8 protein-coding genes are annotated in these 4657 nt (G+C 28.0%); 5 read left to right on the forward strand and 3 right to left on the reverse strand.

What is annotated here, in order from left to right; all coding sequences use genetic code 11:
• On the reverse strand, nt 1–508 hold a 508-nt coding region (locus CKF59_RS06950; protein ID WP_119535215.1), incomplete at its 3' end, for a restriction endonuclease subunit S.
• A gap of 75 nt (nt 509–583) precedes the next feature.
• Between CKF59_RS06950 and CKF59_RS06955 the strand changes: the two genes are divergently transcribed.
• Nucleotides 584–1120, forward strand: a complete 537-nt coding sequence (locus CKF59_RS06955) for a restriction endonuclease subunit S (protein WP_119535216.1) — start codon at nt 584–586, stop codon at nt 1118–1120.
• Here the strand turns inward: CKF59_RS06955 and CKF59_RS06960 are convergent.
• Nucleotides 1086–1598: a restriction endonuclease subunit S gene (locus CKF59_RS06960; RefSeq protein WP_119535217.1), complete on the reverse strand. Its 513-nt coding sequence runs from the start codon at nt 1596–1598 to the stop codon at nt 1086–1088. The two genes, CKF59_RS06955 and CKF59_RS06960, sit on opposite strands and share 35 nt — an antisense overlap.
• Before the next feature lie 244 nt (nt 1599–1842).
• On the opposite strand from CKF59_RS06960, the gene CKF59_RS06965 reads away from it, so the two are divergent.
• Nucleotides 1843–2346 carry a restriction endonuclease subunit S gene (locus CKF59_RS06965; RefSeq protein ID WP_119535218.1) on the forward strand — a complete coding sequence of 168 codons (504 nt, stop codon included), beginning with the start codon at nt 1843–1845 and terminating at the stop codon, nt 2344–2346.
• On the opposite strand, the gene CKF59_RS08100 is transcribed toward CKF59_RS06965, so the two are convergent.
• Nucleotides 2246–2854 carry a restriction endonuclease subunit S gene (locus CKF59_RS08100; protein ID WP_119535219.1) on the reverse strand — a complete coding sequence of 203 codons (609 nt, stop codon included), beginning with the start codon at nt 2852–2854 and terminating at the stop codon, nt 2246–2248. The two genes, CKF59_RS06965 and CKF59_RS08100, sit on opposite strands and share 101 nt — an antisense overlap.
• Before the next feature lie 75 nt (nt 2855–2929).
• Here CKF59_RS08100 and CKF59_RS06975 point away from each other — a divergent pair, with 75 nt between their 5' ends.
• The 3 genes from CKF59_RS06975 to CKF59_RS06985 form a co-directional block, all read left to right on the forward strand.
• On the forward strand, nt 2930–3457 hold the full coding sequence (locus tag CKF59_RS06975) for a restriction endonuclease subunit S (protein WP_119535220.1): 528 nt from the start codon (nt 2930–2932) through the stop codon (nt 3455–3457).
• Nucleotides 3458–3650: 193 nt separating this feature from the next.
• Complete coding sequence (locus CKF59_RS06980; RefSeq protein WP_119535221.1) at nt 3651–4190, forward strand: Arm DNA-binding domain-containing protein; 540 nt, start codon at nt 3651–3653, stop codon at nt 4188–4190.
• Between the two features lie 4 nt (nt 4191–4194).
• Nucleotides 4195–4657 (forward strand): site-specific integrase (locus CKF59_RS06985; RefSeq protein WP_222985673.1); only part of this gene is annotated, 463 nt, incomplete at its 3' end.

The following is a 4657-nucleotide window of genomic DNA, read 5'->3' on the forward strand; positions in this document are numbered from 1 at the left end:
GATCCAAATCTTTAAAGAAGTGGCCAATCTTTAATTGTTCTTCTATAGTTGGTGGATAAGTAATTACAACAGTAGACATAACATTATTCATTAATTTCGGAATACCTACTGGACTTACATACTTATATGCAACTTGATTTATAATTTCGGCTATTGTTAAATTACAAAGACCATTTTCAGAAATTAAAACCCCACAAACATTAGTGCAAAAAAATCTATTTTCTCTGAAGTTGACATTTCCTGCACCAGCTCCATCTGTAGTCCAAGTTATGGAGTTTTCAAATAAATACTCATCGTAATAACCAATTATTCCGTCATTCAATGTTTGTGATGAGTACACAGGATATTGGTATTTAGTATCTTTTTTATCTTGAATTCTTTTTGTGGATAAAACTTTACCTCTTGTTATTTGAGTAAAAATATTTCCTACAGTATTTGTTATCCATTCTTCCTTATATTTAGGAAATCTAAGAGTCGGTATTTGAGATTGTAATGTTTTATCGCTCATAATAAGATAAGTTTTTAATAAATATTATCTTAAATAATTAATTAGAAATAAATTATAAAAATAGGCATTCAAAAAATGAATATACCTGAATTGAGATTTACGAATTTTAATACCCAATGGTTAAATGTAAAACTTAAAGATTGCGTAGTAAGAAGTAATAAAAGAAACAAAGAATTAAAATATTCATTTGTAGAAAGCATTATTAGTAAACAGGGATTTATACCTCAAGCAGAAGCATTTGAAGGAAGAGTTATTGCTAGTAAAGATCTTTCTAATTACAGTGTTGTTACTCCATGTTCATTTGCATTTAATCCCGGATGGATACAAACAGGTGCTTTAGCTTATAAAAGTCAAAATAGCAAAATATCTATTATTTCCCCATTATATGTAGTATTTAAGACTACAGATCTTATCGATGATTACTTTTTATGGTATTGGTTTTTAACTGATAATTTTGAACAACAAAGGTCAACAGAAACATCTACAGGAGTTAGATTTAGATTCAATTTTGAATCCCTTATTGCAATGAAAATTAATCTACCTTCTATTGACGAACAGAAAAAGATTGGCCACTTATTTAAAATAGAATTTCGATTGATGATCCTATCTTAATTTGCTCTTTATTTATAGGTAATAATATCTGTAATTCTTTTAAATTAGTGAATGATAAAGAATCTCTAACCCCACCTTCGGTAAATAGCTCTCTTTGTCTATTAAATTGAGAAGTCTGAAACCAATACCATAAGTAAGAATCTTCTAATTTTTCATTAGTTTTAAAACATACATATAATGGAGATACTACAGATCTTTCTTTTCCTCTTTCTTTATAAGCAATAGATCCTACGTTGAGTCTCGAAGGGTTATATGCGAAGGTACAATCATCTATTACAGTGTAATTAGTTAAATCTTTACTTGCAATCACTCTATCTTCAAATTGCTCTTCTTGCTTTATGAATCCATGCTTATTAGAGATGCTTTCTACTAATAAAACTTGCAAATTTTTATTCTTCACTGAATGATTTATTAATAAATCCTGTAACTTTAATTTCCTGTACCCTTCTTTATATTTATTGAATCTAAGTTTTTGCATATATAAGGATATGTTTTTGTTATATTTTTATAAAATTTTACATCTTAAATACATATTATACGTGTATATGATATGTACAATCAAAAAAAACATAATTTGTTATAATTAATAGTATTTGTATTTTAATTTATATAAATTTAAAAATACTAATTACAACTAGTAAATATTTGACCTGAAATAGTCCCAAATAACAATAATATAAATGCTACTAAAATAACTAGATGGCTTTACCTATTTATGATTTATGAAAAGTCCAAAACTTAGATTTAAAGATTTCAATGATAAGTGGGAAAATAATAAATTAGAAGTCTTTTTAATCAAAAATTCAGAAAGAAATAAAGATTTAAAAATCAATTTTATCGAGAGTGTTTCAAATAAGTTTGGTTTTATATCCCAAAGTGAATTATTTTCTGATAGAAAAATGTACGGAAAGGATTTATCAAAATATATAGTAGTTCATCCTACTTATTTTGCATATAATCCAATGGCTTTGAGTTCAGGATCAATAGCATATAAAGAATTCAATGAGAGCATATCAATTGTATCCCCTGATTATGTTAGTTTTACAACAAATGATTTATTGAGTCGAAGTTTTTTATGGTATTGGATTCATACTAAAAACTTTGAAAACCAAAGAATAGTGCTAACTAGCGGTGGTGTAAGAAGTAGACTATATTTTGAATCTCTAGTACAGATGCAAATAAATGTACCATCTTTAGAGGAACAAAATTATATAGGAGCATTTTAAGAAGATAATATTTAATGATTAGACCAATCTTTAATTGTTCTTCTATAGTTGGTGGATACGTAATTAATATAGTAGACATAACATTATTCATTAATTTTGGAATGCCTACTGGACTTACATACTTATATGCAACTTGATTTATAATTTCTGCTATTGTTAAATTACAAAAACCATTTTCTGAAATTAAAACCCCACAAACATTAGTGCAAAAAAATCTATTTTCTCTGAAATTAACATTTCCAGCACCAGCTCCATCTGTAGTCCAAGTTATGGAGTTTTCAAATAAATACTCATCGTAATAACCAATTATTCCGTTATTCAATGTTTGTGATGAGTACACAGGATATTGGTATTTAGTATCTTTTTTATATTGAATTCTTTTAGTGGATAAAACTTTACCTCTTGTTATTTGAGTAAAAATATTTCCTACAGTATTTGTTATCCATTCTTCCTTATATTTAGGAAATCTAAGAGTCGGTATTTTATATTGCAATGTTTTATTACTCATAATAAGATAAGTTTCTAGTAAGTATTATCTTAATAATTAATTAAAAAATAGATTAGAAAAATAGGCATTCAAAAAATGAATATACCTGAATTGAGATTTACGAATTTTAATAACCGATGGTTAAATGTAAAACTTAAAGATTGCGTAGTAAGAAGCAACGAAAGAAACAAAGAACTGAAATATTCATTAATAGAAAGTATTTCTAGCAAACATGGTTTTATACCTCAATTAGAAGTATTTGAAGGGAGAGTCATTGCTAGCAAAGACCTTTCTAATTATGGCGTCGTTACTCCATGTTCATTTGCATTTAATCCTGGATGGGTACAAACAGGAGCTTTAGCCTATAAAGATAGTGATAGTAAAGTATCTATAATTTCTCCCTTATATGTAGTATTTAAGACTACAGAACTTATAGATGATTACTTCTTATGGTACTGGTTAAAAACCGATAATTTTGAACAACAAAGATCAAGTGAAACATCTGCAGGAGTTAGATTTAGATTCAATTTTGAATCTCTTACTGTAATGAAAATAAATCTACCTTCTATTGACGAGCAGAAAAAGATTGGTCTATTCTTTAAAGATCTCGTTAATTTACAATAAGTTACACCTTCTAGAAAATCTTTACTTCAATAATTCTTACCATATTTTCTTACCTAATTAATCCCACCTTATTTAATAACTTTTCTTAAAAATTCCTATAATAGTTAGATACGCTTAACTTTTTACATCTATTGTTCATATACCTTTTTTCTAAGGTATTGAAACTATCTGACTATAAGGAATTTTTTAATTTATGTATGGAAAAATAACCAAAGCAAAATTATCAAAAGGTATTAAGAAAGCTTTAAAAACTAAAAAACACGTAACACTCTGTGATGGAGGAGGGTTACAATTAAGGCTATCTTACACTTACGAAGGAAAAGGTACGTGGTTCTATGTCTCTTGCATTGATAGTAAAGTAAAGCGTTATAAAATAGGTGAATACGTACAAGGTCAAACCTACTCTATGGGATTTGAGCAAGCACGTCTAGAAGCCTACAGATTAAAACAACATTTAAGAAACAACGAAAGTTTTATTACTTACACCTTGAAAGACATTTGCCTCGCATATATTAAACACAAAGAAAGCACATTACGTAAAACAACTATAACTTTATATACAATTCATATCGAGCATTTAAACATTACAGGTCTTGCTGACATAGAAGTTGAAAAACTCAAGCCACACCTCATTAGACACAACATAATGACTTCCCCCCTTAAAGACAAACACATTGCCATTAAAAATCTATATACATTTACTTATAGCTGCTGTAAATTTTGCAGTTCGTGAACAAATGGTACACGATATTAAATTACCTACGATAGGAAATCTTTTCCCAAGTCTTCGCAAAGCACAAAAACAAAAAATGATAGAGTTAGATAAGTTGGCTCTACTAATTGATGATTGTATTGCTTTAGAAATGAATAAAGTTCATCATAAGTACTGTCGAGCATTAATTTTAACTTTATGTTCAGCATGTCGCTTGAAGGAAGTAAATAATCTATGCTTAAAAGAAAGAGAAGGAAATTGGTGGACTATACCAGCAAACCGTATGAAATCTAAGAAAGATCATATGGTGTTTATTGTTGATGATTTAATTCCTTTATTCAGTCCTTTTACAAGTGAAATCAGCACTTATTATTTTCGAACAGGAGTTTTAAATAGTAAATATGATTTTACATTTCATGGCTTAAGATCACTGTTTATGACTAAAATGTTTCAAATGCATCCGGAATTAAAAGAAGCGATTTCAGCTT

Origin of the sequence: Psittacicella gerlachiana, from assembly GCF_003585965.1 — a bacterium.
In the GTDB taxonomy this organism is placed as follows: Bacteria; Pseudomonadota; Gammaproteobacteria; order Enterobacterales; family Psittacicellaceae; genus Psittacicella; species Psittacicella gerlachiana.

What these genes read in the sequence shown, in the direction of transcription:
- CKF59_RS06955 (WP_119535216.1), top strand. Translation starts at nt 584, where the DNA reads ATGAATATACCTGAATTGAGATTTACGAATTTTAATACCCAATGGTTA.
- CKF59_RS06960 (WP_119535217.1), bottom strand. Translation starts at nt 1,598, where the DNA reads ATGCAAAAACTTAGATTCAATAAATATAAAGAAGGGTACAGGAAATTA.
- CKF59_RS06965 (WP_119535218.1), top strand. Translation starts at nt 1,843, where the DNA reads ATGAAAAGTCCAAAACTTAGATTTAAAGATTTCAATGATAAGTGGGAA.
- CKF59_RS08100 (WP_119535219.1), bottom strand. Translation starts at nt 2,854, where the DNA reads ATGAGTAATAAAACATTGCAATATAAAATACCGACTCTTAGATTTCCT.
- CKF59_RS06975 (WP_119535220.1), top strand. Translation starts at nt 2,930, where the DNA reads ATGAATATACCTGAATTGAGATTTACGAATTTTAATAACCGATGGTTA.
- CKF59_RS06980 (WP_119535221.1), top strand. Translation starts at nt 3,651, where the DNA reads ATGTATGGAAAAATAACCAAAGCAAAATTATCAAAAGGTATTAAGAAA.